This window comes from Rhodoferax sp. LS1P39, assembly GCF_056521425.1.
In genome coordinates, this window is the sequence record NZ_JBWMAV010000001.1 from 262,549 (window position 1) to 288,580 (window position 26,032).

Genomic DNA, 26,032 nt, shown 5'->3' on the forward strand with positions numbered 1-26,032 from the left:
GAGCGGTGGAGATCCTCTTTCCCTACAAGGGCATTGCCGTCCCAATCGACCCTATGATGGCAGCTACCAATTTACGTAGCATCCCCGCAGAAAACCAGCCGTGAAAATTCTCTATTCCATCATGACCGTCATCGGCTGGGCCGTGGCTATCGCGGCCTTGTTGGCCGCACTGGGCTTTGGCTACATGCGCCTGCACTATGGCCCTCTCGATATCCGCGTGCCAACCCACTCTCGGTAAGCGGCCGTAGCCGGCGAAACACCTTCACCACAGTGCCGAACCGCGGAGATTGATCAAACGCTTTTTTTCTTGGCGTTTGCGGTATTCCCGTATGCCGCCCGCGAAAAGCACGGCGAAACCACCGCACAGGAGAACTTCCCAAAGGCTGAGAGGTCGGCCCAACAACGCCGGTGTCAACGCGAATGCCCCTGCTACGGTAAGCACAGCGGGGATGGCCATACGAAGAATATTGAACATTATGTTTAGAGCTTGGTATCGCTGGTATTTCGACCTCGGAGGTTTTCGCTCTTGCGACAGTTCTAGCCTTTCAAAGTTCGAAACGATTGTGGGTCTCCAAACTTCCTAAATCTAGAGGATGCTCACAAAACGCGAACCTCAAACCAGGCCTCGGGCAGATCTCCCAACGCTTGTAGGCCCGCCGTACGTGCCGTGTTGCAGGCCAGCTGCCACTGGCCCACCAGCCGACGGGCCTCATCGGTGAGTTCGGCCGCATCGCCGTTGTCTGCCAACTGTTCCACCGCCTTGAGCGCGTGCACCACGTCTTCTGGCGAGCCGACCTTCCTTTCCAGCGCCTTGCAGTAGCGTACTTCCGCGGTCATCCGTTCCTTGATAGGCAGATCGGGATAGTCGATGAGTGAGACGGTGTAGAGGACATCAACCATGGTTTCCATACGGCTTCCTAGCGTTGGGAGTTTTACAAGAAACTGTATTAATATAAGGCGTATCCACTTAGCTCCAGTCGATGCAAAATGACTGGATGGATATCCATACTTTAGCGCCAACGCCCGTAAAAGACTACCCGCAAACCTGGAACGAGTTTCTCGACTGGTTTGCTACCGAAGAAGCCTGTCTGTGCTATTTGGCGCGATTGCGCTGGCCCAGCGGATTTGTATGCCCGCGCTGCGGCTGCGTGGGCGAGGCTTACCGCGCCACCCGTACCCGGCTGATGTGCCCCGGTTGCCAGCACCAGAGTTCAGTAACCGCTGGCACTATCTTCGACAAGACCCGCACACCCCTGCGCGTCTGGCTGGCTGCGGCCTGGTACCTGACCAATCAGAAGCAAGGTGTGAGCGCTTTGGGCTTGCAGCGCGTGCTGGGTCTGGGCAGCTACCAGACTGCCTGGACTATGCTGCACCGACTGCGTCGTGCGATGGTTCGACCGGGCCGTGAGCAACTCAAGGGTCTTGTCGAAGTTGACGAAACCTACCTGGCTATCACAGACAGACAAGCCCCCGTCGTTGCCAAAGGGCGCAAGAGCCACACGAGCAAGGTGCAGGTAGTCATGGCCGTGGAGATACTGGAGCCCAAGGGGTTCGGCCGTATTCGCCTGCGTCGCGTTGCCGATGACTCCGCCTCATGTGTCATTCCATTCGTGCAGGAGGTCATTGAGCCTGGCGTCAAGGTGCGCACGGACGGCTCGGCAGCCTATCGGTCCTTGACGGAGCTGGGCTTCATCCATCAGCGCATGGTTATGCTGGGCTCAGATGTGCCTGCCCACGTGTCGATGGCCGGCGTGCACCGGGTGGCGGCGCTCGTGCAGCGCTGGATTTTGGGAACACACCATGGTTCGGTGCAGCCCGAACACCTTGATGCCTATCTGGATGAGTTTGTGTTCCGCTTCAATCGCCGCACGTCCAATTCTCGGGGCATGTTGTTCTATCGGTTGCTGCAACAAGCAGTCTTGACTGCACCACTGACCTATCGGGATGTGGTGACAAAGGCTTGAAGGATCACACCTCGGAAATGTCAACGATATACTGATCATCTATCCAGTATTTTTAATCGCTGGAGCTAAGTGGATACACCTTACTTATGAACAGTTATTGCGAGGTACACCTTACCCATGAACCGCATCCAGTTCCAGCCCAGCCTGTCCATGCGCGACGTCCAAATTCGCTACGACACCGGGGCGCAGTGCGAAAGCGCGGTATTCGCTTACCTTTAGCCCAAGGGCTGGCGCTGTGCCCACTGCGGATGTTCCCGCTCGTTTCAGCCCCGTAACGGCTCAAGTCGTCAGCTGTGGGAGCACGTGATCTACGGCTACCAGTCCTCCAGCATCGTCGGTACGGTGTTTGAGCACACCAAGCTACCTCTGACCGTCTGGTTTTTGGCCTTTTAACTGTTGACGCAGAGTAAAAACTCCATCAGCGCATTGGAGCTCATGCGCCAGCTTGGACTGAGCGACAAGACCGCCTGGCTCGTCAAACACAAGCTACTGGAGACGATGCGACTGCGAGAGGAGCCCCGGCGTCTTGATGGGCGGGTGGAGATTGACGATGCATATCTGGGCGGCGAGCTGGCTGACCATATCCAAGGGGGCAGAGACGGGTTGAACATAGCCGCCTTTGTGGCGCCGCTGCAAACCACGCCAGCCGGCAAGCCCCTGTTCATGCGTTCGCGTCCGATCGCCGAGTTAACCAAGCAGACTCTTAAGGAATGGGCACTGCACAGCCTGGTGCCGACGGCGCATGTGGTCTCCGACGGGACGGCCTGTTTCGCACAGGTGATCCAGATGGATGCCACCCACGAGCCCTACGTCATTGGCAGCGGCAGACGCGCAACCCATATGCCTGCTCTCAAATGGGTCAATACGGTGTTGGGCAACGTGAAGACGGTCCTGGGTGGGACATACCATTTTGTCGCTTATCCCAAGTACGCGAGGCGCTATCTGGCCGAGTTTGCTTACGCTTTCACCGCCGATTTGACTTGCGGCTCTGCTGCTACGTTTGCTGCGCGCTGCCTGTCTCAACCAGCTCCAGCCTTTGAAGTTTCTTCGGCGGTCTGAGGCTGGTAGCGAATCAGGAAAAACCACTGCCTGCGCTTATGGAGTAAGCGCAGGCAGCTCTATTTTCTATAGCACCAAGTCCACCATCGCGTCCCACGGAATCAGCGCACCCCGGTGCTGGATGACGCGGGCGGCCAGGCGGTTGCCTTGGGTGGCGGCGGCTTCCACGCTGCCGCCTTGCAGACGCACGGCCAGGTAGCCTGCGGCGAAGGAGTCGCCTGCGGCGGTGGTGTCCACCACCTTTTCGACCCGCTCGGTGGCGATTTCTTGTACGCCGCTGGCGGTGCGCACGAGAGTGGCGTTACTGCCCCGCTTGATGACGATTTCGGGGCATGACAGAGCCGATGCTGCGGCTACCGCTTCGTCCAGACTCGCCAGGCCGCGCAGGGCCTGCTCGTCGTCTGCCGTCACCAGGGCCATGCTGGCCAGGGCATAGGCGCGGTCGAACCAGGTATGCGCCTCGGCCCGGCTGGTCCACAGGCGGGGGCGGTAGTTGTTGTCAAACACCACTGTGGCCCCGCGCGTGCGCAGGCGGGCCATCAGGGCCAGCAGGCGTTCGCGGCCCGCCGTGGGCAGGATGGCCAGGCTGATGCCGCTGAGGTAGAGCGCATCAATCTGGTCCGCCGCGTGCTCCAGCGGTGTGTCCGGCGCATCGAAATACGCCTTGGCCGCGCTGTTGTCGCGCCAGTAACTGAAACTGCGTTCGCCATGGGCATCCACCTCGATCAGGTACAGGCCCGGCATGCGGCCTGGCAGGCGCTGCACCAGCGACACGTCCAGCGCCTCGGCCTGCCAGCGCGCCAGCAGGCCGGTGCTCAGGCCGTCGTCGCCCAAGGCGGTGGCGTAGCCGACCTGCAGCTTGCCTGCCGAACACCGCGCCAGGTAGACCGCAGTGTTCAGCGTGTCGCCGCCAAAGCCTTGCTGCATGGAACCAAAGGCAACGCCCTGCAGTTCCAGCATGCATTCGCCGAACAGTACGACGCGCGGCATTACCAGTTCACCAACGTGCCATCGTGCTGCAGCCGGTTCACCGGCAGGTAGGCGCGCTGGTACGGGTACTTGGCGGCCAGTTCCTCGTTGATCTCGACGCCGTGGCCTATGGTTTCGCCGCAATGCATGTAGCCGTCCTTGAAGCTGTAGCTGTGCGGAAACACTTCGTCGGTCAGCTCGGTGTGGCGCATGTATTCCTGGATGCCGAAGTTCGGCACCCAGGTGTCGAAATGCAACGCCGTACCCATGCACACCGGCGACAGGTCGGTGGCGCCATGGCAGCCGGTGCGCACCTGGTACAACGAGGCAAAGTCGGCAATCCGGCGCAGATGCGTGAGGCCACCGGCATGGACGATGGTGGTACGGATGTAGTCGATCAGCTGGTTCTGGATCAGGTCCTTGCAGTCCCAGATGGTGTTGAAGATCTCGCCCACGGCCAGCGGCGTGGTGGTGTGCTGACGGATCAGGCGGAAGGCGTCCTGGTTCTCGGCCGGGGTCGCATCTTCCATCCAGAACAGGTGGAAGGGTTCCAGCGACTTGCCCAGGCGGCCTGCTTCGATCGGCGTCAGGCGGTGGTGCACATCGTGCAGCAAATGGATGTCCGGGCCCACGGCCTGGCGCACCGCGTCGAACAGCTTGGGCGCGTGCAGCAGGTATTTCTCGCTGCTCCAGTCATGCTCGCTGGGCAGGTTGCCGTCGGCAGGTTCGTAGAACATATTGCCTTTGCCCACGCCGTAGACCGCCTCCAGGCCGGGCACGCCGCTTTGCGCGCGGATCGCCTTGTAGCCCATCTCCTTGTAGCGCAGCACTTCATCGACCGTGTGTTCAATATCCTTGCCGTTGGCGTGGCCGTAGACCATCACCCCGGAGCGGCTGCGACCGCCGAGCAGCTGGTACAGCGGCAGGTTGGCGGCCTTGGCCTTGATATCCCACAGCGCGGTGTCCACGGCGGCAATCGCGCTCATGGTCACCGGGCCGCGGCGCCAGTAGGCACCCTTGTACAGGTATTGCCAGATGTCTTCGATCTGGTGTGCATCGCGGCCGATCAGGCAGGGAATGACGTGGTCGTTCAGGTAGCTGACGACGGACAGCTCGCGGCCGTTCAGCGTGGCATCGCCGATGCCGGTCAGGCCCTCGTCGGTTTCGATCTTCAAGGTGACGAAATTGCGGCCGGGGCTGCAGACGATCACGCGGGCGTTGGTGATTTTCATAAGAATGTGGGTGGTGAAAGAGTGGGTACGAGCCGGAAACGGGCCTTAGCCGTTCCAACCTAAGTGGCCGAGAAAGTCGCGGGTGCGCGCAACGGTCGGGTTGTCGAAGATCTGCGCGGGCGGGCCCTCTTCCATGATGGCGCCGTTCTCGAACACCACCACCCAGTTGGCCACGCGCTGGGCGAAGCTCATCTCGTGGGTGACGACGATCATGGTCATACCCTCTTGCGCCAGCTTCTTCATCACGTTCAGCACTTCGCCGACAGTCTCCGGGTCCAGTGCCGAGGTGGGTTCGTCGAACAGCATGACCTCCGGCTCCATGGCCAGGGCCCGGGCAATCGCCACGCGCTGCTGCTGGCCACCCGACAGATTGGCCGGGTAGTTCTGCGCCTTGGATGCAAGGCCCACCTTCTCCAGCAGCTTCATGGCACGGGCCCGGGCCTCGGCCTCGGACATGCCGAGCACGGTGATCGGGCCCATGGCCACGTTGTCCAGTGCGGTCTTGTGCGGGAACAGCTCGAAGCTCTGGAACACCATGCCCATACGCTGGCGCACCTTGCGCACCTCGGACTCCTTGGTGGGCAGCGGCACACCGTCCAGCAGCACACGGCCACCGTTCAGTGTCTCCAGCGCATTGGTACAACGCAGCAGGGTGGACTTGCCCGAGCCGGAGGGGCCGATCAGGCACATCACCTCGCCCTTGTTGACCTGCAGCGAAACGCCGTTCAGCGCCACGAAGTCGCCGTACATCTTGCGCACGTTGTCATACACCAGCACGGGTGGCTGGTCGGAACCCTTGCGGGCCAGTGCACTGGGCACAGTATTTGTGTTCATTCCTTGACTCCGTATTTCTTGTGAATCCAATCGACCAGCTTGGCCTGGGGGTAACCCATCAGCCAATACAGCGCGGCCATGGCTGTGAGCATCTCCAGCACGCGGAAGGTCTGCGCGCGGATTTGCATGGAGGTGTAGGCCAGCTCACTGACGGCAATCACCGAGACCAGCGAGGTGTCCTTGAACAGCGAGATCCAGGTGCTGGCCAGCACCGGCAGAATGCGCCGTCCGGCCTGCGGGATCACCACCTTGAACATCGCCTGCCGGCGTGACATGCCCATGGCCAGCGCGGCTTCCATCTGCCCCTTGCGGATCGAGTTGATACCGGCACGGAAGGTCTCGGCGTTGTAGGCCGAGATGTTCAACACCAGGGCTACCAGCGCCGTCGTCAGGGCCGAGAACTGCACATCAAAGGCGATGGGCATCACGTAGAAGGCCCAGTAGATCACCAGGATCAGCGGCAGGTTGCGGAAGAATTCGACGAAGGCCAGCGAAACGTTGTTCAGCAGCTTGTTGTTTGACAGGCGCATCAGCGCCAGCAGAATACCGCCTGGCACGGCCAGCAGCATGGTCACGACCGTCAGGCCGACCGTCATCGCAGCGCCTTCCAACAGCGCGCTGCGGTGTGTCCATATGACGTTCCAATCGAAGTTCATGAGCGCCCCAGGTGTGCGAGTTTGTGGTAAGCGCGGTCAACCACGCGGGTCACCGGGAACAGCAGCAGGAAATACATCACCATCACTGCAGTGAAAACCTCCACCGGTCGGTAGCTTTGCCCGGCCACGGTCTCGGCACGGTGCATCAGCTCGGGTACGGCGATGACGGTGGCGATGGCCGTGTCCTTGATGGCCATGGTCAACACCGAGCCAAAGGCCGGCAGCATGCGGATCGTGGCCTGCGGCAGGATGATCTTGCGCAAGATCTGCGCCCGCGACATACCTAGCGCCAGGCCGGCCCGGGTCTGGCCGGGACGGATGGACTCGATACCAGCGCGGATGATTTCCGACGCATAGGCGGCGATGTGCAGTGTCAGCCCCACCAACGCCGCCCAGAACGGCGGAAAGGTCACGCCGGCCAGGATGGGAAACGCGAAGTAGATCCACACCAGCACCACCAAGATGGGGATGGCGCGCATGGTGTCCACATAGAACACCAACAGGCGGCTGAGCCAGCGCGGTCCGTACAGGCGCAGCAAGGCGATCACCAGGCCCGCCAGCAAGCTGGTGATGGCGCTGATGACGCTGAGTACCACCGTCACGCCGAAGCCACTGGCGAAGAAGCGCCAGTTGTCGATCAGCGGGGAAAAGTCGACATCCATGGGGAGTCCTTAGGTTGCGCCGACGCTTACTTCAGCTGCTGGGTCATGCGGACTTCTTCGGCCGCCAAAGCCGGTTCCATGCGCTTCTCCACCTCACGCAGCCAGTCCAGATAGACCTGCTCGTTCTTGTTCACCCCCATGCCGGTCTTGATGTCAAAAATCTTGCTGTCCTGGCAGTTGTTCTCCTTGGGGAACACCGCCAGGCCCTTGACCTTCTTACTGATGTTGGGCCACAGCATGCGGTTCAGCGGCGCCACGTCGGAGCGACCAGCCAGCACTTCCTCAATCGGTGCCACCGAACCGGAATTCGCCACGCCGCGCAGCTTGGCATTCGGAAACTGGGCGCGCACCATGGGCTCTTCGCCAGCTCCGGAGAAATAGGCCATGGTGATCTCGGGCTTGTTGAACTCTTCCAGCGTCTTCACGTTGGTGAACTTGGGGTTGTCGGCGCGGCCGAACATGCAGACGCCGGTGCTGGAGAAGGTCACGAAGTCGATGATCTTGGAGCGCTCGGCGTTCTGGTTCAGCGGGCCGATCATGATGTCCATCTGGTTCGCGATCAGCGCTGGCACCTTGGTTTCATGGCTCACCGGCACGGGCTCGATCTTCACGCCCAGCAGCTTGGCGAACTCCTTGCCCAGCAGCCACGACGGACCAGACCAGGGCTCGCCCTCGCCGGTGGTGTTTTGGGCCAGCCAGGGCGGGTTGTTCACCACGCCGACGCGCAGCACGCCGGCCTTGCGGATCGCGTCGATGCGCGGACTAGCACCGGGTGCGGGTGGAGTCTGTGCCAGGGCGGCGCTTGAAGCGGCAGCCAGTACCGCGGCTGCGGCGATGATTTTGGCCGCGCCAAGGCGGACAGCGTAGTTCTGCATGTTTGTCTCCGATGGATGTATGGATGCGGGAAGCCATCGCGGTCCCGCGCCGCGGCTTACTGGGTGCGTGGCCGCAACCAGCTCACTTGATGTTTTCGATGACGCGCTTTTCGTCCGCCGTCAGCGTAGCCTGCAGCGTCTTCTCCACCTGGCGTAGCCAGTCCAGATAGACCTGCTGGTTCTTGTCTACCGCCAGGCCCACGGGCGAAGCCTTTTCCTGGCTGCTCTGGCAGTTGTTGTCCTTGGGGTAGACCACCAGGCCCTTGACCTTCTGGTTCAGATTGACCCAGGGCACACGGTTGATCGGTGCCGCGTCGGCCCGCTTGGCCATGATCTCCTCCACTGGCGCGGTGGCACCCGAGCTGGCTACGGCGCGCAGCTTGGCCTTGGGGAAGCGCTCCTTGACCCAGTTCTCTTCTGCACCGCCGGTGAAATAAGCGATGGTGATGTCGGGGCTGTTCAGGTCGTCCACCGAATTCACCTTGGCCAGTTTTTCGTTGCCGGCGCGGCCGAACATGCAGACGCTGGTGCTCGAATAGACAACGAAGTCCACCACCTTCAGGCGCTCTGGCGTCTCGCCCAGCGGGCTGATGGTCATATCCACCTGGTTGGCCGCCAGCACCGGCACCTTGGTTTCATGCGACACGGCCACGGGCTGCAGCTTGACCTTCAGCAGCCGTGCGTATTCGGTGGCCAGCAGCCAGGCCGGGCCACTCCAGGCCGCTCCATTGCCGGTGGTGTTTTCTACCAGCCAGGGCGAGTTTTGCAGCACGCCAACACGCAGCTCACCGGCCTTCTGGATAGCGTCGATGCGCGGGCTGGCGCCCGGGGCCGGTGGTGCCTGGGCCAGCAACGCGGTGCTACCAGCAGCCAGCAGCAAGCCGGCGAGCCTGTGGCGGGGAAACGGGGAATGCAAAGGCTTAAATCTCATGTTGTCTCCTGTTGTTAGGTGCGGGAATTAGCGCCACGCCTGGGCAAATTCGCCAATCACGCGCTCCAAGTGGGCGCGCATGGCCGCCCGGGCGGCAATCGGGTCACGCGCCAGCAGTGCCTTGAAGATGCGCTGGTGATCCGCATGCGAGGCCAGGCGCAGATCGGGGGTGTGAAAGTGGTGTTCGATCTTGGTCCAGACCGGGCTACGGGCTTGAGCCCACATGGCGGTCACCATCTGCAGCAGTACGCTGTTGCCGGTGGACTCGGCGATACGCAGGTGGAACAACTGGTCCGCCGCTTCGTTGGCCTCTTTGTCGTCCATGTTGTCGTGCATATCGGTCAGGGCCGTGAAGATCCGGTCCAGGTCGCTGTCCTTGCGGGTTTCAGCGGCCACCGAGGCGATTTCCGACTCGATCAGGCAGCGCGCCCGCAGCAGCTCAAAGGGGCCGGCGCCGGTTTCGGGCATGTAGACGGGCGCGGCGCTGGTGCTGCTGGTGCCGCTGGTCTGGGTCACGTAAATGCCCGAGCCGCCGCGCACTTCGACCACGCCTTGCAGCTCCAGCGCAATCATGGCTTCGCGCACCGAGGTGCGGCTGACGTCAAAGCGCTCGGCCAGGGCCCGCTCCGAAGGCAGGCGCTCGCCCAGCTTGAACTCGCCCTGTGCTATCAGCAGCAGCATTTGCGCTGCCAAACGCTGGTAGGAGCGGTCCGAGCCGAGTTTCTCGGTCTTCTGGGATGCCGAGCCATCGTCGCTGGGTTGGATGAGTTGCAGTGCCATGGTGTTTCTCAAAGTGGTTGGACCAAATATTAATTGGTAAACCAAATTAGCCCATAGTGGTTTACCACTATGGGCTAATTGGTTGGTCCAGTTGTCAAATGGCATCTTTTCCGCCCTGTCTACACAAGCCCATGCCCGTACTTTCCCAAGCCTCTCTGGCCACCCTATCCCCCAACCAAACATTGCTGCAGTTGCCGCAGTACCAGCGCAGCCCCCTGCAGATCGGCGTGGTGCATCTCGGCCTGGGTGCGTTCCACCGCGCTCACCAGGCGGTGGTGTTCGATGCCTTGCTGGGCCAAGGCGACCCACGCTGGGGCGTGCTGGGCGTGGCGATGCGCAGCACCGAGCTCGCCGATGCATTGGCCGTCCAGGACGGTCTGTACTCGGTGCAGATCGCCAGTGCTGAGGGCCGCCGCTGGCAGGTGGTGGGTGCGCTAAGCCAGACCTGCGTGGCCGCCCGCGAACCCGAGCAAGTGGTGGCCGCCATCGCCGCGCCCAGCACCCGCTGGATCACCCTGACCGTGACCGAAAAAGCCTATGGCCCCGATCTGGCCGCGTTGCTGGTCCAGGGTCTGGCGGCGCGGCGCGCAGCGGGCCTGGACGGGCTGACCATCGCATCCTGCGACAACCTCACCGGCAACGGCCACAAGCTGCGCCAGCTGTGCCTGGATACGGCGGAGAAAACCGACCCGGCGTTGGCCCAGTGGATTGCCAGCCGCTGCACCTTCCCGAACAGCATGGTCGACCGCATCGTGCCCGCCGCCACCGCGCAGCACTGCACCGACGCCGCCCAGGTACTGGGCCTCGAAGACACCTGCGCGCTGGGCACCGAGGGCTTCTGGGAATGGGTCATCGAGGACAACTTCGTCGACCCGCAAGACGCCGCCCGGCTGGCATCCGCTGGCGTACAGGTGGTGCAGGAGGTCCTGCCGTTCGAAGAAGCCAAGCTGCGCATGCTGAACGGTAGCCACACCGCCATTGCCCTGATGGGCGCGGTGATGGGCCTGCCCACCGTCTCCGACTGCGTGGCCCAGCCGGACATCCATTGGTTCGTCCACCACCTGATGACCGAACTGGTGATGCCGCAGTTGCTGCGCCCGGGCTTGCCAGCCTACCGCGATGCCCTGTTGGCGCGTTTTGCCAACCCCGACCTGCGCCACAAGGTGCACCAGATCGCCTCCGACAGCTCGCTGAAGATTCCGCTGCGCTGGCTGCCGACCATCCAGGCCCGACTCGCCGTCGGTGCGCCCGTAGAACCTCTGGCCTTTGCCAGCGCAGTGTGGCTGCGCTACCTGCTGGCCGAAGACGATGCCGGCCAGCCGTATGTAATCTCCGACCCGCTGGGTGCCACGCTGCAGGCGCTGGCGCAGCAGCAGCACCGCGGCGACGCTGCGGCCGCCGTCCAGGCCCTGCTGGCCCAGCCTTCCGTCTGGGGTACCGACCTTCCCCACAACCCGCAATGGACCGCCCGCGTGACCTACTGGCTGCAGCGCATCCAGGCCGGCAGCGTGGCCGCCGCACTGGCCGAGCTGCGCAGCAGCCTCACATCCTGAATTTCCACCCACCTGAGACCCCCCTATGCTGAACCACACACCCTCCATCCAAGACCAGGTCGCCCTCGTGACCGGCGCCAACGCCGGCATGGGCCTGGCCACGGTCCGCGCCTTATTGGAGGCCGGCTACCGCGTAGCCGCCACCGACCTGCACACCGAGCAGGTGGCCAGCACCCTGGCCGCACACGGCGACCGCCTGGCCTGCTTCGTCATGGATGTCAGCGACTATGCGCAGGTGCAGACCGCCTGCGACCAGATCGAGGCGCACTTTGGCCGCATCGATGTCTGCGTGAACAACGCCGGTTTCCTGCAGTACGCCAACTGCGAACAGACCACGCCCGAGCTGTGGCACAAGACCTTGCGCATCAACCTGGACGGCGTGTTCTTCGTTAGCCAGCGCGTAGCGCCGGGCATGAAGGCGCGCGGCTTTGGCCGCATCGTGAATATGTCGTCGTATGGTGCCAAGACCGGCGGCCTGTCGCCGCTGCCCGCCTATGCGGCCAGCAAGGGCGGCATCATTTCGCTGACTTTCAGCTTCGCCCGCGAATACGCGCCGTTTGGCGTCACCTGCAATGCGCTGGCCCCGACCTTCGTCAAGACCCAAATGCTCACGGAGCAGGTCAGCGCCGAGCGGCAGGCCGAGCTGCGGCAAAAGATACCGGTCGGCCGCTTCTGCGAGCTAGAAGAGCTGGCCCATAGCGTGCTGTTCCTCGCGCATCCGCTCAGCGGTTTCATCACCGGCGAGGTGCTGGACCTGAACGGCGGTTTGCAGTTCGATTAACCGTAGTCCGTTGGATCGACGATTCCGTCAAAAGGGTGCGGACAAAAACTGGGACTACACAACCTATGGCAATGCTGCACAAGGTCGTTTAAAGCGCCATCGTGGTATTTGAATGCCGAGAATCCATCGAGTCCGGCCAACGCGCCCTGTTTCCCAGCCCCTTGAGGCTGGATTTTTGGCCATTTGGCCCGTTTCGTACTTACAGACGCACCTGTGCCATCAACCGTCGCCGACACAGGTAGATGCTGATCAACACCAGGGCTGCGAATGCCCGCGTCGATTATTTTTTGCAGGCCTCGGTAGCGCACTTTGGAAAAGCCCCATACACACTGTGTCAAAGTGTCGTCCTCAAGCGCCAGTTCACCTTGTTGTCGGGCAGCTTCGTCAGTTCGTAGCAGATATGGTGAAGAACAAGGTCTCGACAGTAAAAGCGTCCCCGCAAGACACACCAAGCGGGCCGCCATCATCGTTGGTCTGAGGCCGGTAACAACTATCAATTTAATGGCTTATTTCCCCCGCGTCTTCGCAAACCCCTTGATTTGCAGTGCATTCATCAGGCTCCCCCCGCCACTGCCACCCACCGCCTCGAAGATATCCGACCACATCTTGTACGCATAGGTACTCCGAACTCCCTCCGCAGGAGCATTGCCATAGCGCCCCGCCAAAACTGCGCTACGAGCCTCTTTGATGGCATCTAACAAATCCTTCAATGGGTCCGCTTTTGCCGGCTCTGATAAACGCGCCGGGGCAGTCGGCGGGGCCTGGACCTGGACAATCGTCCGAACACTGGCCAGCGCTGACTGAACTGCAGCAACCTTTGCATTCGGTACAGCCCCACGTTCACTTCGGGAAGCTGCCTCCAATGTGAGCCGTGTTGCCTCCTCAAGGCGCCAAATAGGGTCAGCTTCATGCTGCTCCGCAGAGCGCCTTGCCTTTTCGGCAGCGAGCCGTGCAGGCTGGAAAACTCTTGCCTCCAGCAATGCGACCTCTTCTACTGACAGCACATCAGCTAGGTCTGGTGGAAGTTCAAGTGAGTCAACTGGTAGGCTCGCCACAAATTGCTGGATGGAATACCCATGTGTGTTGCCGTTTGTGCCCTTAGGAATCCAAGACGAGCGGTAGAGCATTGCGCGGTTTCCGCGGAGTTTGAGGTGCATGTGAACAGTCCATTGGTGACAAGTGATGCAACGTGTAGTCACTAGGCGAAATGGCGCGCGCGGGTGATGTAATCCCACTGGAGCGATGTCTTGCATTTGAGAAACGGTCAGCTCGGGATCGGGCCAACTTCACAGGTCGGGATTTGCTTCTAGGTGGAAGTCCGCTCATGTTTAGGTTTGTCCGACATCTGCCCGAGCGAGAACGCGGCGGCCAACACGGCGGCCTGAGGGCAGGTGTCGGATAAACCTCGAGGGAGGAAACCGCGTAATGTACCGCGCAGGCTTGAGAAGACTACGGGGCTACCAGCACCTGCGCCAAGAGGCCGGTCGTGGGGATACCTTTGTCGATCACATGCGCGTCGACCGGCACCTGGGTGATGGTTTCGCACTTCGTGCAGGCCCACTTGCCACGAACGTGGCGCTCCACCGTGAACACGCCGGGCACATAGTCCAGCTTCTCGGCCACGTCTTCTCCGATGCGTTGCATCTGGCAGCCACATTGGCAGGTGGTGGACGCTGGCTCATGGCAGATCTCGCGCCGGGGCAGATTGGCCGGTAACGGCTGGCGTTTGGGTTGTTGTTTGGCGTCAGGCGCAGCCGCCGGTGGCTGGAGCTGTTCGATCTCAACGGCAACTGCTGCCAGGTCTGCCTCGATCTCGTCTTCCAGCAGGCTGCGTTGCTCGGCGTTGAAGCGTTCGGACTGGGCGGCGAACTTCATGCGCTTGAGCAGCGCGTTCTCATGCGTGAGTTTGGCGTTGAGCGCCTGGCTGTGGCGCAGTTCGATGAACAGACGCATGGTCATCTCGCGCAGCTGCTCTGCGCTCAGATCGTCCAGGGATTGCGGCTGCATCAATATGGCGCCTACTGTGCCAACCAAGCGCAGTAGCGGCTATTGGCGCATCTCCCAATTGGCGCTCAGAGGAACCAGGCCACAACGATCAGACCACGGTGATGATGCCCGCGTCTTCCACGCGCTGTCAGGGCAAGCCCAGCACCAGCGCATCGAGCTGGGCAGGCCCAAGGCTGCAGTGGGCTTCACAAGCTGAAGCCCATATGAACTTGCCTTGGTGCAATCTACGTGCGGCCAGCCAGATACCGATGCCGTCGTGCACCAGCACCTTGATGCGGTTGGCGCGTTTGTTGGCGAACAGGTACGCATGGTGGGGGTGGGCAGCGCCGAAGACGGTGATCACCCGGGCCAAGGCGGTGTCGGTGCCTGCGCGCATGTCCAGCGGGGCGGTGGCCAGCCAGGCCGCGTCGATGCGGATCATGTGCGGATCACTTGAGTGATCATTTGAGGATGGCTGCGGTAAGCAGCCAGCCAACACATATTGACAGGCGAACTATTGGATTGGTGGCGTCCAGCGGTGTGGGAGCAAATCGTCGATCTGGCTGTTCCTTTGTGTCGGCAGCCGGGTGAGGACATCCTTCATGTAGGCATACGGATCATGTCCATTGATCTTGGCGCTTTGGATCAGGCTCATCACGGCGGCGGCGCGTTGACCGGCGCGCAACGACCCTGCAAAAAGCCAGTTGTTTCTGCCCAGGGCGACCGGGCGGATTTGGTTCTCACACCAGTTGTTGTCTATGGGAACCTGGCTGTCTTCCAAGTAGTGCGTCAGCGCCACCCAGCGTTTGAGGCTGTAGTCCAGTGCCTTTGCCGTCGCCGATCCGTTGGGGACTTTGCTTCGTTGCAATAGCAGCCACTGGTGCAGGGCATCCCGACCCACGCACCCAGTGTGGAGCGCGCTATCTCCAGGCCGGCACGGCCAAAGATCTTCTCTTGGTGGTATAGGGGTAGATGGTCCGCATACTTGGCCACCAACACCTGGGCCAGCAGTCCCGCGGTGGGGATGCCCTTGTCAATGACTTGCGGGGTAACCGGTGCCTGGGTCAGTGTTTCACAGTTGGCACAGGTCCATTTGCCGCGCACATGGCGCTCTACCGTGAACACGCCAGGCGTGTAGTCCAGCTTCTCGGATACATCCTCGCCAATGCGCTTGAGTTGGCAGCCATATTGGCAGGTGGTGGAGTCGGGCTCGTGGTGAATATCCACGCGAGGCAGGTTGGCAGGCAGAGCCGCACGCTTGGGCTTCCTGGGCGGCTCGGTGTCCGTCGTGGGTGGCGTGAGGTTCTTGAGTTCTTGCTCGATGGCGGCAAGGTCCTCGTCAAAGGCTTCATCCAGCAAGCTGACCTGCGTGCTGTGGAGTTGCTCACTGCTGCGGCCAAACCGGTGGCGCTTGAGCACAGCCATCTCGTGCGTGAGCTGATCAATCTTGGTCTGGCGATACACCAGTTCCTTGGCATCGCTGCTTGCCATCTGGTCCAGTTTGGCGATGTGCTGGTCTTGCTGTACCACTTTGCTCATCAGGGCCGTGAGCAATTCGCGCAACTCCTGCGCACTCAATTGGTCCAGCGAATCGGGGGTGACAACCATTGCATGCAGTGTGGCAGACAGCGCACGCCATCCCCATGGGTGCAGACACCGATGGACCCGCCTGATAGCACCACCTTACGGCCCATTCACACTACGCTGATGATGCCGTCAATGCCCAGGCGCTGCCAGGGCAGACCCAGCACCAGGGCATTCAACTGCTCCGTGCTGAGCTGGTGATGTCTGTTGCCCCCCGCTGCTGGCCAGACAAACTTGCCTTCGTTGAGCCGACGGGCTACCAGCCAGATGCCGATGCCGTCGTGCACGAGCACCTTCATGCGATTGGCCCTGCGGTTGGCAAACAGATAGGCGTGGTGGGGATGCGCTGCACCAAACACTTGGACTACTCTGCCAAGTGCCGTGTCCGTACCCGCCCGCATGTCCAGTGGCTGTACCGCCAGCCAGGCGTAGTCGATGCGAATCACTTGAGGACGGACGTCGACCAGCAGGCAAATTCACTGGCTGCAGACACGGGCCAGGTGACGCTCATTACCAGCCCTGCTTTGCGCACCTCTACCTTGATCTCACGCACCGGTGACTCAGCAGGCTTCGTGAGAAGCGGCAGCGCAATGAAGGATGGCACGCTCGTGCCAGCAACGTCCACGGCAGTGGAGTCACTGAGCATTGACTGTCTGGATTGGGATGACTCTTTGAGCCAACGGTGCAGCACATTGGCGTTCATGCCATTGGCGCTGGCGACCGCCGCAATCGATGCGCCCGGTGCATTGCAAGCGGCCAGCAATTCGGCCTTGGTCTGGGCAGAATAGGTGCGCTTGGTGCGTCGAACTGCGTACCTCGGGGTATCTACGTCTTTGAGCATTGTGTCCACTATCGTTTGATGTGGACACAATGTTGCTAGGTCGGGTGCCAATCAACAAGATGACTTCGCTGGCCGCTTACCCTTCAATTCTCTTTGCATCTTCTTCCCACGAGCTACAGCTACATTGAAGAGCAATGCAATTGGCAGCGTCCACGCAAGGCATAGGCAACAAAGAAAGCCGCGAACGTCAAGTCCATTCGCCGCTGGTCAAGCCAATGCGTTGCAGCCAGGCACCAACGTCCATGGGCCGCGAGAAAAAGTAGCCCTGCATGGAGGGCACATTGCGTTGACGCAAGAAATCCGCCTGCTGCGCGGTTTCAACACCCTCGGCAACCACATGCAGATTGAAGCGCAATGCGATGTCCAAAATGACCTCAATCAACGCTGCATCGCTTTTATCGACGCCTAGGCCTTGCACAAAACTTTGGTCAATCTTCAACTCCCGCACGGGCAGCTGCTTGAGATACGCAAGACTGGAATAGCCCGTTCCAAAGTCGTCGATGGAAAACTGCAAGCCCAACTCCGTCAAGGTATTCATACGCTCTATAACCTGCGGTACATCGTTGAGCATCATGCCTTCGGTGACTTCCAGCACCAATCTTCCTGGGAGGATCTGGTACTGGCGCTGCAAACCGCTCACGAACTCCACGAAGTCGGACTCTCTGAAATGGCGTGGGCTGATATTCACCGAGATGGGCAGCTTGCAGCCATTCGCATCCAAGTAAGCAAGCAGCCTGCACACCGCTGTCAACATCCAGCGGTCCAACTCCACGATGAGGTAGGAAAACTCCGCTTGTGGAATGAAGCAGCCAGGCGCCAGCAGGCCTCGCACCGGGTGCTGCCAGCGCACCAAGGCTTCTGCACCTTGCAGCACGCCATTGCCGTCCACTTGAGACTGCAAGAACACACGCAGCTCGTTGTGTGCAATGGCGGCACGCAAAGAATGCTCGACCTTCAGTCTTTCTTCTATCGCGACACCCATTCCAAGCTCGTAGAAAGTGATGGTGTCGCCGCCGGCTGCCTTGGCCCCACGCCTGGCGCTCTCGGCCCGACGCAAGATCTCACCCGCGACCTCTGTCGCGCTTTCGGGATAGATCGCCACTCCCACAGTGCCGCGCAGGTGAAACAAATCTGACTCCAGCTCTTCCGAAAACTGTTGCAAGACCCTGCGGACGCGCGTCGCAACTTCGCCAGCACGCTCCGCCGCTGCCGCGCCATCCGGGTAGACCGGCGGCATCAAGACAGCAAAATGGGCGCCGCCCAGGCGTGCCATAGAAAAGCCATGCTCTAGGCCGTCCGTCAGCCGCTGGGCAATGCGTGTGAGTGCATCGTCGCCCACTTGCATGCCGCGCGAAGCGTTGACATCGCTGAAATTCTCGATGTCAAACACCATGACCCCCCCTTTGAGCGCAGGCGGCGCTGTGGGCCCCAAGGTCTGCACCAGACGGTCTGAAAACAATGAACGGTTCGGTAGGCCCGTGACAGCGTCATGCCATGTGAGGAACTCCATGCGCTCCTGGACTTCTTTGAAGCGGGACACATCGTTGAACACCCCCACATAACACGACACCTCGCCGTCTTCGCCGTACACCGAGCTAATGCTCAACAGCTCAGAAAACACCTCGTTATTCTTTCTCCGGTTCCAGACTTCCCCCGTCCATGAGCCCAGCCTGGCGATGCGCTCCCACATGATCTCAAAAAATTCTGCCTCGTGGCGACCCGACTTCAACATGCGTGGGTTGCGGCCTAGGACTTCACTCTCGCTATAGCCGCAGATGACAGTGAACGACGCATTGACGGCCAGGATTTCACCGGTCTTGGAGGTGATCACCACACCGTCGCTAGTATTCTCGACAACCTGTGCGAACAGCTGCTGCCGCGAATTCGCGTCACCCAATTCACTGGAATACCAGGCCAGCATCTCGTGCTGCTTTTGCAACTGCGTCAGCCTATCAATGAGTGAACGGTTCACCCCCTCCAATTCTGAGATCAAGCCGCGCAAGCGTAACTGGGTACGCACACGGGCGCGCACGGCACTGGGAGAAAATGGCTTGGCAACATAGTCCACAGCGCCAATGGACAGGCCATACTCTTCCGCATCGGGTGTGCTTTTGGCCGTGACGAAAATAACCGGAATGTGGCGGGTTGCAGGGTCGCTCTTCAAACGTCTACAAACAGCATACCCATCGATATCCGGCATCTGCACATCCAACAATACTATGTCCGGCGTAGGATTGGACGCCGCAATATGCAGCGCTGCGGCCCCATCAGTCGCCACCAATACCTCGTATTCAGGCTGCAGCAGCTTCGACAGGACACGCAGGTTGACCGGGTCATCGTCCACCAACAAAACTACCGCTTTGCGTGCTGCCATGGAATCAAACATAAGGTGTCTCCGTTTTACATCAGACTGAAATCTTTACCATTTTGCACTTCCTGCTGGGGTTCAAATACATAGCTTGTGCAGCAGTTGCGCAGCAGGTTCAAACTGCAGTCTTTGCATGCAGTCCTGCAATTTCTGAAACTCTGCCCGGTCTAGCAGGGGACTGATCTGCGCCTGAATCTCTTCAAATTTATCCATGGCCGCCATGTCCTGTCTTAGCAAAAGCTTACGCAGGTCAACCAGTTCTTGCGGGTCCAGCGGCGCCGCAGATGCACTGCCCGCATTTTCCAGATTGCGACTGTGAACATCCAGATGCGGCAAAGCACTGAGCTGTATGTTTTGCAGCTCCACGCCGATTTTCTGAACCCACTGCACCATCTGGGCGGGAGGCGCTTTCAAACAAGCCGACTCTGCTTCTGCCGCAAGCTTCTCCACCGCCTTCAAGCCCAGCATGCCTGCTGTTCCTTTGAGCTTATGCATTCTTTCCTTGAATTTGGACCGAGGCTCTTGAGTGTCCAGCGGTTTATCCTCGAATTCAGACAGTAGCAACTTCAACATACCTAAAAATAAGGACAAATCTCCCCCCATACGCCCCCAGGCATCGCCTGTATCCACGCCGTAGATGCTGGGCCAATCGGATATGCTAGGTGCCGAGCCCTCGGTTAGGGCACCGGAATCAGCAGACAAAGGCGTGAATGGCAGGTGGCGCCGGATGATGTTGACCAATTGCCGAACGTTAAAGGGCTTGGCTACAAAATCATCCATACCGGCAGCGGCAGCCTCCTGCTGCTCTTCCAGCATGGCACCTGCGGTCAACGCAATGATGGGCAGGCTTGTCAAACCCAGTTGGGTACGGATCATGCGGGTAGTCGCCAGGCCGTCCAGCTCAGGCATTTGCACATCCATCAACACTGCGTCGTAACCTGCTGGTTGCGCCACCAGCATATCGATCGCCTGCTGACCACGGCCAGCCAGACTGACCTCCGCGCCTTCTAACTGCAGAATACGCTTGGCCACCTCCAGGTTGATTTCGCTGTCGTCCACCACCAGCACCCGTACTGCCCGCAAGCCGGTACCGACGCTGATGACCCGATTGCTTTGTATCCCAGCGATCTCGCTCTGCGCCACGACGCCGAACTCCAGCTCGAACCAGAATTCGCTGCCCAGTCCTTGTATGCTGTTCAGCCCCAGCTCCCCTCCCATCAGGGTGACCAAGTGCTTCACGATGGACAGGCCCAGCCCGGTGCCACCAAAACGGCGCGTGGTGGTGGAATCCTCTTGCACAAACGGCTGAAACAGCCTGGCCTGGGCAGCTGGCGAGATACCAATGCCGCTGTCTCGCACCTCAAAGCGCAAACGCATGCTGTCAGGTGTATTGGCCAATAGCCGAACATCCAGGCTCACCTTGCCCGCTTCGGTGAACTTGATGGCATTGGACAAGAGATTGGTCAATACCTGTTGTAGCCGCGTTGCGTCACCCTTCACAACGTCCGGCACACCTGGGCCCGCATGTATCTGAAACACCAGTCCCTTGGCCTGGGCCTGCATGGCCATCAGCTCCGATAGGTTGTGCAGCATCAGGCTGAGATCAACCGGCACATGCTCAATCGCCATCTCATTGGCTTCGATCTTGGACAGGTCCAGCACGTCGTTGATCAAAACCAACAAGGACTGGCTGGCCGATCGGATCTTGTCCAGAAACCAGGCCTGCTCCGCATCCAGCTGTGTGCGCGCCAGAAGATAGGACATACCAATCACAGCATTCATTGGAGTCCGAATCTCGTGGCTCATATTGGCCAGAAACTGGCTCTTAGCACGACTCGCCTGCTTGGCTTGATGCATGGCTTGTCGTAAAGACTGCTCGACCTGCTTTTGCCTGGAGACATCATGTGCCACCCCTAGGTAGCCAAACACGCTGCCATCCGCAGCCTGCATGGAAGTGACTACGAGCGCGACAGCCACCCGGCCGCCATTTTTGCGGACATACGTCCATTCACGCGGTTCGCGCAACACCGAGGGGTGGGTAAACACTGCGCCGCCTTCGATCGGATAGCCGAGCTGCTCGGCCATCTCCCGGCTGCGAGCTTGCATTTCCGCTTCATCGTGGATCAACACGGGCGTGTGTAAACCCACAATCTCTTCTGCAGAGTAGCCCAGCAATCGCTGCGCACCGGCGTTGAAAATACGGATAACGAGATTGGCATCGGTCGCGATGATAGCCACCTCAGATGCCGCCTCCAGCACGTTCTGCAGCAAGGAGCTGGTCTCCGTCAATCGCTGCTCGGCCAGCTTGCTCTGCGTCACATCAAAGTTCACGCCGGTGAGTCTGTTCGGCTTTCCTTCTGCGTCACGCTGTACCCGCGCTGCAGATTTCAAATAGCGCACCTCGCCATCCGGGCGGCAGATCCGAAACTCTATTACCAGCGGGTCGGTACTATGCAAAGCGGCAGCGGCAGCGGCTTCGTAGTGGGCTCTGTCGTCTGGGTGCAGGCACTGCTCCCACACTGCCAACGGATCCAGGCCGATCGTCGACGCAACGCCAAACAGATCGAAAACCCGCGCATCCCAATGCAGAGCGTGGTGAACAAGATCCAAATCCCACACACCTAGACCCGCGCCGTCGGCGGCCATTTCAAAGCGCAAATTGGTATCGTACAGTTGGGCTTCGACTTGCTTACGGGCCGTAATGTCGCGCGAAATGCCGAAGATACCAATGGTCCGGCCCTGGGAGTCGCGCAAGGGCATCTTGGTCGAGAGATTCCAGGTGGGGGGTCGATCTGGCCAAGTTTCTTCTTCCTCCAGGTCCACCACAGGCACGCCGGTATTCATGATCTGCTTTTCCTGGCGGGCCGTCTCCTGGGCATGCTGTGCAGAAAAGAAATCGGCATCCGATTTGCCTATGGCCAGAACGGGTTGTTCCAGACCATAACGTTGGGCCAGTCCGGGGTTGATGCGCAAGAACCGGCTTTCCCGGTCCTTGAAGTAAATCTGGTCAGGCACCGTATCTAGCAGTGAGGCCATCAAATGGCGCTCATCGGCCAAGGCAATCTCTGTCTGTTTTCGGTTCGTGATATCTAACAGAATGCCGACCAAGCGCACCAACCGACCAGCCTCCAGTTCAGGCTCACCCAGCACCCGCACCCATATCTGTCGCCCTAGTTGGGTGCGCATGCGGACTTCCACGTCCCAAGCCGCGTTTTCCGCAACGGCCTTGCTAATAGCGGCTTCAATGACAGGACGGTCCTCTTCCTCGTAGAAACTCAGCCCGGCCTCTACGCTGGGTTGGTAATCCATGGGAACTTCATGTATTCTTTTAAGCTCCGGCGACCAAGTGACGGTGGACGTGTCCAGATCCACCTGCCAGGCGCCCATTTTGGCTACGCGGCTCGCGCGCTCCAGGAACAACTGGCTGGCACGCAGCTCTTGCTCGGCCAGTTTGGTGGAGGTCACATCACTGCGGATGGAGATATAGTGCTCAACCTTGCCATCGGCTCCGATGAAGGGAGCAATGATGCTGTTGACCCAATACAACGAGCCATCTTTTGCGCGGTTGCAAACATCGCCACGCCAAGGTGTTCCCGCAGAAATGGTTCTCCATATTTTCGGCCAAAAATCAGTACCTTGCAGGCCGGAGTTCACGATGCGGTGGGTTTGCCCCAGCAACTCTTCCCGGGTATAGCCAGAGATGCTGCAAAACGCATCATTCACATCGGTGATGCGGCCTGCTCGGTCCGTGACAGACACGATGGTGTGCAAGTGGATGGTATGCAACAGCGCCTCATTGTCGCGTTGCAGCGCTGCAAACGCCAGGCGCCCTTCGACAAGTTCGGAAACATCGTGGACCAATACATAAAAACCGTGCACTTCGCCATCCACAACATCCGGCAAATAGTGCGCAAGGGAATGCCGCACCCCTGAGCCATCCGGAACGGGAATAGCCCGTTCAAACGTCTGTGGCTCGCCGGCTAGAGCCGCCTGCATATGCGGCAGATTGCTCCGGTACAAATCTTCACCCAACAACTCGCGAATGTTCTTGCCCATCAAGGCGTCAGGGTCCACGCCAAACCAGCTTTCATAGGCATGATTGGCGAACTTGTTCACCAAATTCCGATCCCAATAGGCGATCAAAGACGGTATGGCGTCCAAAATGGTCTGCAAGTCACGGCGGGTCGCGTCCAACTGCTGGGTACGCTGCGCCACCTGCTGCTCCAGGCTGGCGTTCAGCAATCGCACCTGCGCTTGCGCTTGCTTGGTATCACGTATGTCACGGACAGTTTTCACCTGCCCTACGGTGCGCCCGGTAGCATCAAGGATGGGCGCTACCGTCACGGCTACATCGATCAGTTCACCTTGGCGGTTGGCATAAACCGTTTCAAAACCACCACGAAAGCCCCCTGCCTCTACGGTATCGGTGGCATCGGTGGTGTTTGGCTCTTCGGGCGTAAACGAATAGTTCGATATCAAATCTGACAACGGACGATTTAACGCCTGCGCAGCGGAGTAACCCAAGAGCTTTTCAGCAGCAGGATTCCAGTTCAGCACCAGGCCGTCCAATGACACTGCAATGATGGCGTCGGCAGAAAACTCCACCATCGATGCACGCTGTGAACGCTCCAGCTGCACGTGCTCCACCTGCTGCACCATTTGCTGTCGCACATACGCCATGATTGCCAAAAGCAGGCTGATGAATGCGCCCACGATCGCTACCGCACCGGGGCCAACGACGTTCAACTGCTGCACAAACAGCTGGGTAGGTTGCAGATTTAGCTCCCAGGTGCGGCCAAAGAGGGGGATGCGAACGCTCTGCTGCATCCCTTGCGCAACAGGTAGATCTGTGGACTGGCTGTAAAAAGTATGCGTGTCTGCTCCAGCCACGTCTTTGAGTTCCAACATCAATTTGTCGCGGTGCAAATCTGCCCTCGCAAGTACCTCGTCTATCGCCAAAGGCGCATACGACCACCCCTGGGTTGCCTCCATACGCTCCTTCTCGGTGCTGAGAACAGAGTCGGGGCGGTAAATCGGCAATAGCAACAGAAAAGATGTTCTCGACTTCCCTTCGGTCTGCACCAGGGCAATGGGTCCAGTGAGGGTAGGCAAACCGGTGCGCATGGCTTGATCTGCGGCGGACTTGCGACTTTCTTCAGACGCTATGTCAAGGCCCACCGACGGACTATTTTCGGATACTGGCTCAATATAGTGGATTACATAACGTTCGCCGTCGTGCGGCTGCAGCTGCCGCACCGCAAAGTTGGGCCAACCATCTGCCTGAGAAGCGGCCACAAAGGCTGCCTCTTGCTCCTGCGGTACGCGGCGTATTACGCCAAAGCCGCGCGCACCGGGAAACTCCTTCTCGATACTGCGGCCTTGAGCGTAATGCCGAAAATCTCGCCGGTCCAACTGGTCAAACCCGGCGCTCAGCGTGGCACCCCGCACACCTCGCAAGCCATATTCGTATAAGCCCAGACGGTGCTGCAACTCACCGACGGTGTCTTGCACCAGCGCTGCAAAACGTTGGTCAACAAGCTTGACGTTTTCAGCGTGCTGCCAAACAGCAGCACACATGGAGAGCAGAAGCCCCGCCGCAAATACCATCGCTGCACGCAATAGCGGTTTTTGTAGCGCCACGCCATACCTCGGCCAGACCGAACTGAAAGACGGCTTCATGGCAACAAGTCCGTATCACCGCGATTGCGGGACGCGCAGAGCAAATGCGGCTCTTGCGAATAGAGATGGTTGGCCCTCAAAGCCCATACCTGCGCGCGGCCTGCACCTTTGGCTGCGTACAGCGCTTTGTCTGCCGCGGCGATCAGGTCACGTTCGGTACATTCTTGCGGCACGCAGTCCAGAAAGCCAATGCCCACGCTGACTGTGATATGGCTGGCAATAGTTGAGTCGGCGTGCGGCAGCGCCAACGCATCTATGGCATCCAAGACACGCTGCGCCACATGCTGGGCACCAGCCAGCGTGACATCCGGTAGCAAAATCGCAAACTCCTCCCCTCCGTAGCGGGCGGCCAGGTCAGGCGGGCGCTGACAGCTTTGCTCCAGAGTCCGAGCCACCGCGTGCAAGCAAGCATCGCCAGCCGGGTGGCCATAGTGGTCGTTGAACCGCTTGAAGTAATCCACATCCATCAGCAGCACGGCAATGCCATCCTTCTCGCGTGCACAGCGCAGCCATTCACGGGACAACACGTCATCAAAGCGGCGCCGATTGGCAATTTGTGTAAGCGCATCCACCGTGGACGTGTGGCGCAACTCGTCGGTGAGGCGCTTGATACGCAGCTGGCTTTTGACACGGGCCAACAGCAAAGGCTCGCTAATGGGTTTGGCAATAAAGTCCACCGCCCCCAGCTCCAACCCAGCGATATGCATCGCAGTATCGCTATGGCTCGTCACAAAGATAATGGACACATCGGCAAACTCGGGGTCCGCTTTGAGGGTTTCGCATACCTGAAATCCCCCCATACCCGGCATTTCAGCATCCAGCAAGATCAAATCGGGTGGCGATTCACGGGCCAAACGCAAGGCTGTTTGACCGTCTAAGGCAAAACGCAGCTCGGCCACGTTAGACAAAATGCGACTCATACTGCGAATGATTATCAGATCATCGTCTACCAATAGAATGCGGCTATTCTTCATTGCTCGACCTACTTAGTGGTTCTATAGCGGCTAGTATGTCGCTTCATTTTGGAGGTTTTTCAAAATTTGATCATGATTCGAATCATGAATAATCCACCGGTAGCCCTGTGAGAAAAGTCCAGCAACCAGGCCTGCGCCGACTGCGCCGGCAGCTCAGGACTACAGAAACTACGCTCACTTACGATTGAACGTTGAGGGCTCCTGGCTTTTGACAATGCAGCGCATTGCACTGCCAAAATTCATGCAGGGAATGGGAAGGGGCATGGACGACCACCTCGGGCGGCCTCCCCAAGACTGTAGATCG

At 59.8% G+C, this 26,032-nt stretch carries 21 protein-coding genes and 3 pseudogenes; 5 read left to right on the plus strand and 19 right to left on the minus strand.

Features of this window, described 5'->3' with window-relative positions; genetic code table 11:
* Nucleotides 1-100: 100 nt before the first annotated feature.
* Nucleotides 101-238, plus strand: a complete 138-nt coding sequence (locus AC097O_RS01105; protein ID WP_479590989.1) for a hypothetical protein — start codon at nt 101-103, stop codon at nt 236-238.
* A 359-nt stretch (nt 239-597) separates the two neighbouring features.
* Here AC097O_RS01105 and AC097O_RS01110 read toward each other — a convergent pair whose 3' ends face one another.
* On the minus strand, nt 598-909 hold the full coding sequence (locus tag AC097O_RS01110; protein WP_479590991.1) for a hypothetical protein: 312 nt from the start codon (nt 907-909) through the stop codon (nt 598-600).
* Nucleotides 910-995: 86 nt separating this feature from the next.
* On the opposite strand from AC097O_RS01110, the gene AC097O_RS01115 reads away from it, so the two are divergent.
* Both AC097O_RS01115 and AC097O_RS01120 read left to right on the plus strand, forming a co-directional pair.
* The gene (locus tag AC097O_RS01115) at nt 996-1,964 is read left to right on the plus strand and encodes an IS1595 family transposase (protein WP_479591461.1); all 969 of its coding nucleotides are present in this window, start codon (nt 996-998) and stop codon (nt 1,962-1,964) included.
* A 396-nt stretch (nt 1,965-2,360) separates the two neighbouring features.
* The gene (locus AC097O_RS01120) at nt 2,361-3,023 is read left to right on the plus strand and encodes an IS1595 family transposase (protein WP_479590993.1); all 663 of its coding nucleotides are present in this window, start codon (nt 2,361-2,363) and stop codon (nt 3,021-3,023) included.
* Nucleotides 3,024-3,089: 66 nt separating this feature from the next.
* Here AC097O_RS01120 and AC097O_RS01125 read toward each other — a convergent pair whose 3' ends face one another.
* The 8 genes from AC097O_RS01125 to AC097O_RS01160 form a co-directional block, all read right to left on the minus strand.
* The gene (locus AC097O_RS01125; RefSeq protein ID WP_479590995.1) at nt 3,090-4,013 is read right to left on the minus strand and encodes a sugar kinase; all 924 of its coding nucleotides are present in this window, start codon (nt 4,011-4,013) and stop codon (nt 3,090-3,092) included.
* A complete protein-coding gene (gene manD / locus AC097O_RS01130) occupies nt 4,013-5,224 on the minus strand; it encodes a D-mannonate dehydratase ManD (protein WP_479590997.1) in 1,212 nt (403 codons plus the stop codon). Before manD ends, AC097O_RS01125 begins: the two co-directional genes overlap by 1 nt.
* A 45-nt stretch (nt 5,225-5,269) precedes the next feature.
* Nucleotides 5,270-6,058: an amino acid ABC transporter ATP-binding protein gene (locus AC097O_RS01135; RefSeq protein ID WP_479590999.1), complete on the minus strand. Its 789-nt coding sequence runs from the start codon at nt 6,056-6,058 to the stop codon at nt 5,270-5,272.
* The gene (locus AC097O_RS01140; RefSeq protein ID WP_479591001.1) at nt 6,055-6,714 is read right to left on the minus strand and encodes an amino acid ABC transporter permease; all 660 of its coding nucleotides are present in this window, start codon (nt 6,712-6,714) and stop codon (nt 6,055-6,057) included. The genes AC097O_RS01135 and AC097O_RS01140 overlap by 4 nt, the downstream gene beginning before the upstream one ends.
* Nucleotides 6,711-7,376: an amino acid ABC transporter permease gene (locus AC097O_RS01145; protein ID WP_479591003.1), complete on the minus strand. Its 666-nt coding sequence runs from the start codon at nt 7,374-7,376 to the stop codon at nt 6,711-6,713. The genes AC097O_RS01140 and AC097O_RS01145 overlap by 4 nt, the downstream gene beginning before the upstream one ends.
* Nucleotides 7,377-7,402: 26 nt before the next feature.
* Entirely contained in the window at nt 7,403-8,251 is an 849-nt protein-coding gene (locus AC097O_RS01150) for a transporter substrate-binding domain-containing protein (protein WP_479591005.1), read from the minus strand.
* An 82-nt stretch (nt 8,252-8,333) separates the two neighbouring features.
* Nucleotides 8,334-9,182 (minus strand): substrate-binding periplasmic protein, encoded by an 849-nt coding sequence (locus tag AC097O_RS01155; protein WP_479591007.1) that lies wholly within the window; start codon nt 9,180-9,182, stop codon nt 8,334-8,336.
* Nucleotides 9,183-9,209: 27 nt separating this feature from the next.
* Entirely contained in the window at nt 9,210-9,962 is a 753-nt protein-coding gene (locus AC097O_RS01160) for a FadR/GntR family transcriptional regulator (protein ID WP_479591009.1), read from the minus strand.
* Nucleotides 9,963-10,093: 131 nt separating this feature from the next.
* Between AC097O_RS01160 and AC097O_RS01165 the strand changes: the two genes are divergently transcribed.
* Both AC097O_RS01165 and AC097O_RS01170 read left to right on the plus strand, forming a co-directional pair.
* A complete protein-coding gene (locus tag AC097O_RS01165) occupies nt 10,094-11,515 on the plus strand; it encodes a mannitol dehydrogenase family protein (RefSeq protein ID WP_479591011.1) in 1,422 nt (473 codons plus the stop codon).
* A 25-nt stretch (nt 11,516-11,540) separates the two neighbouring features.
* A complete protein-coding gene (locus AC097O_RS01170) occupies nt 11,541-12,296 on the plus strand; it encodes an SDR family NAD(P)-dependent oxidoreductase (protein ID WP_479591013.1) in 756 nt (251 codons plus the stop codon).
* A gap of 199 nt (nt 12,297-12,495) precedes the next feature.
* Here AC097O_RS01170 and AC097O_RS01175 read toward each other — a convergent pair.
* The 10 genes and pseudogenes from AC097O_RS01175 to AC097O_RS01220 all read right to left on the minus strand — a co-directional run.
* Nucleotides 12,496-12,622, minus strand: a pseudogene (locus tag AC097O_RS01175) (IS5/IS1182 family transposase); the annotation flags it as partial.
* 180 nt (nt 12,623-12,802) lie between these two features.
* On the minus strand, nt 12,803-13,453 hold the full coding sequence (locus tag AC097O_RS01180; protein WP_479591015.1) for a hypothetical protein: 651 nt from the start codon (nt 13,451-13,453) through the stop codon (nt 12,803-12,805).
* Between the two features lie 298 nt (nt 13,454-13,751).
* Nucleotides 13,752-14,303 (minus strand): annotated as a pseudogene (locus tag AC097O_RS01185) (transposase); the annotation flags it as partial.
* A gap of 127 nt (nt 14,304-14,430) precedes the next feature.
* Nucleotides 14,431-14,724, minus strand: a complete 294-nt coding sequence (gene tnpB, locus AC097O_RS01190; protein WP_479591017.1) for an IS66 family insertion sequence element accessory protein TnpB — start codon at nt 14,722-14,724, stop codon at nt 14,431-14,433.
* Nucleotides 14,725-14,796: 72 nt separating this feature from the next.
* Nucleotides 14,797-15,890: pseudogene (locus AC097O_RS01195) on the minus strand (IS66 family transposase).
* An 86-nt stretch (nt 15,891-15,976) separates the two neighbouring features.
* Nucleotides 15,977-16,312, minus strand: coding sequence for an IS66 family insertion sequence element accessory protein TnpB (tnpB, locus tag AC097O_RS01200; RefSeq protein ID WP_479591019.1), 336 nt, complete (start codon nt 16,310-16,312; stop codon nt 15,977-15,979).
* Entirely contained in the window at nt 16,309-16,707 is a 399-nt protein-coding gene (locus tag AC097O_RS01205; protein ID WP_479591021.1) for a transposase, read from the minus strand. Before AC097O_RS01205 ends, tnpB (AC097O_RS01200) begins: the two co-directional genes overlap by 4 nt.
* 187 nt (nt 16,708-16,894) lie before the next feature.
* Entirely contained in the window at nt 16,895-19,093 is a 2,199-nt protein-coding gene (locus AC097O_RS01210; RefSeq protein ID WP_479591023.1) for an EAL domain-containing response regulator, read from the minus strand.
* A 60-nt stretch (nt 19,094-19,153) separates the two neighbouring features.
* Nucleotides 19,154-24,754, minus strand: a complete 5,601-nt coding sequence (locus tag AC097O_RS01215; RefSeq protein WP_479591025.1) for a PAS domain S-box protein — start codon at nt 24,752-24,754, stop codon at nt 19,154-19,156.
* Nucleotides 24,751-25,728: a diguanylate cyclase domain-containing protein gene (locus tag AC097O_RS01220; RefSeq protein WP_479591027.1), complete on the minus strand. Its 978-nt coding sequence runs from the start codon at nt 25,726-25,728 to the stop codon at nt 24,751-24,753. The genes AC097O_RS01215 and AC097O_RS01220 overlap by 4 nt, the downstream gene beginning before the upstream one ends.
* Between the last annotated feature and the right edge of the window lie 304 nt (nt 25,729-26,032).

Bases quoted from the DNA above. Each gene is read 5' to 3' on its own strand.
- AC097O_RS01110 (WP_479590991.1), bottom strand. From the start codon at position 909: ATGGAAACCATGGTTGATGTCCTCTACACCGTCTCACTCATCGACTAT.
- AC097O_RS01115 (WP_479591461.1), top strand. From the start codon at position 996: ATGGATATCCATACTTTAGCGCCAACGCCCGTAAAAGACTACCCGCAA.
- AC097O_RS01125 (WP_479590995.1), bottom strand. From the start codon at position 4,013: ATGCCGCGCGTCGTACTGTTCGGCGAATGCATGCTGGAACTGCAGGGC.
- manD (WP_479590997.1), bottom strand. From the start codon at position 5,224: ATGAAAATCACCAACGCCCGCGTGATCGTCTGCAGCCCCGGCCGCAAT.
- AC097O_RS01135 (WP_479590999.1), bottom strand. From the start codon at position 6,058: ATGAACACAAATACTGTGCCCAGTGCACTGGCCCGCAAGGGTTCCGAC.
- AC097O_RS01140 (WP_479591001.1), bottom strand. From the start codon at position 6,714: ATGAACTTCGATTGGAACGTCATATGGACACACCGCAGCGCGCTGTTG.
- AC097O_RS01145 (WP_479591003.1), bottom strand. From the start codon at position 7,376: ATGGATGTCGACTTTTCCCCGCTGATCGACAACTGGCGCTTCTTCGCC.
- AC097O_RS01150 (WP_479591005.1), bottom strand. From the start codon at position 8,251: ATGCAGAACTACGCTGTCCGCCTTGGCGCGGCCAAAATCATCGCCGCA.
- AC097O_RS01155 (WP_479591007.1), bottom strand. From the start codon at position 9,182: ATGAGATTTAAGCCTTTGCATTCCCCGTTTCCCCGCCACAGGCTCGCC.
- AC097O_RS01160 (WP_479591009.1), bottom strand. From the start codon at position 9,962: ATGGCACTGCAACTCATCCAACCCAGCGACGATGGCTCGGCATCCCAG.
- AC097O_RS01165 (WP_479591011.1), top strand. From the start codon at position 10,094: ATGCCCGTACTTTCCCAAGCCTCTCTGGCCACCCTATCCCCCAACCAA.
- AC097O_RS01170 (WP_479591013.1), top strand. From the start codon at position 11,541: ATGCTGAACCACACACCCTCCATCCAAGACCAGGTCGCCCTCGTGACC.
- AC097O_RS01180 (WP_479591015.1), bottom strand. From the start codon at position 13,453: ATGCACCTCAAACTCCGCGGAAACCGCGCAATGCTCTACCGCTCGTCT.
- tnpB (WP_479591017.1), bottom strand. From the start codon at position 14,724: ATGATCCGCATCGACGCGGCCTGGCTGGCCACCGCCCCGCTGGACATG.
- AC097O_RS01205 (WP_479591021.1), bottom strand. From the start codon at position 16,707: ATGCTCAAAGACGTAGATACCCCGAGGTACGCAGTTCGACGCACCAAG.
- AC097O_RS01210 (WP_479591023.1), bottom strand. From the start codon at position 19,093: ATGTTTGATTCCATGGCAGCACGCAAAGCGGTAGTTTTGTTGGTGGAC.
- AC097O_RS01215 (WP_479591025.1), bottom strand. From the start codon at position 24,754: ATGAAGCCGTCTTTCAGTTCGGTCTGGCCGAGGTATGGCGTGGCGCTA.
- AC097O_RS01220 (WP_479591027.1), bottom strand. From the start codon at position 25,728: ATGAAGAATAGCCGCATTCTATTGGTAGACGATGATCTGATAATCATT.